The 659-nt window shown below is 53.9% G+C and carries 1 protein-coding gene; it reads right to left on the reverse strand.

From position 1 onward, the window contains the following. On the reverse strand, positions 1-433 hold a 433-nt coding region (locus AC1DLB_RS31450), incomplete at its 3' end, for a glycoside hydrolase family 19 protein (protein ID WP_477786461.1). Between the last annotated feature and the right edge of the window lie 226 nt (positions 434-659).

The following is a 659-nucleotide window of genomic DNA, read 5'->3' on the forward strand; positions in this document are numbered from 1 at the left end:
GGCCATTCTGCTCCCAGAACCAGGCGGCGGACTCGGCCGCCCATTGCGGTTGCTCCAGCAATTCAGGCAGAGCCAGCAGACGTTCGTCCCCAAACAGGCCGAGACTGCATTGGCGGTAGTTGTTACGCCCGGTGATCTGGATCAGGCCTCGGCCACGGTATTTTTGACCGTCGCCGTCAGGTTCCGGAGTGTTGCCCAAACGGGCGGCCAGGGCGCCGGTGTCGTATTTGCTCAGGTATTGGCTATTGCCCAGCTCCTTCACATAGTTGAGATGGCCAGACTCATGCCCAACCTGGGCGATAAACGCGGCTATACGCACGGACGTGATGATCTGGTACTTGCGCATAGCGGTGTTGAGCACGGGCACAAAAAAGCCCGCAACTTGGCGGGCGTTGGGGAGGATCAGCAGCAGTTGCTGCGCGGTGATGGGCATACTTTTCTCCAGGCGTAAAAAAACCCGCCGGAGCGGGTCTTGGGAATTATTTGATTAGGTTAATGAAGCTGAGCTTCGGCTCTCCTTCTTGCGATCAAGCTTAGAAAAAATATTCTTCAGTTTGGCCTGGGCTGGCAGTTCAATAAATCGCCATATACCATATGAAAACAAACAAATTGCAATTACAAGCAAGGGAAAAACCACATTTCTTGGCAGAGACTCAAAC

The organism is Pseudomonas sp. 05N434, from assembly GCF_056396965.1.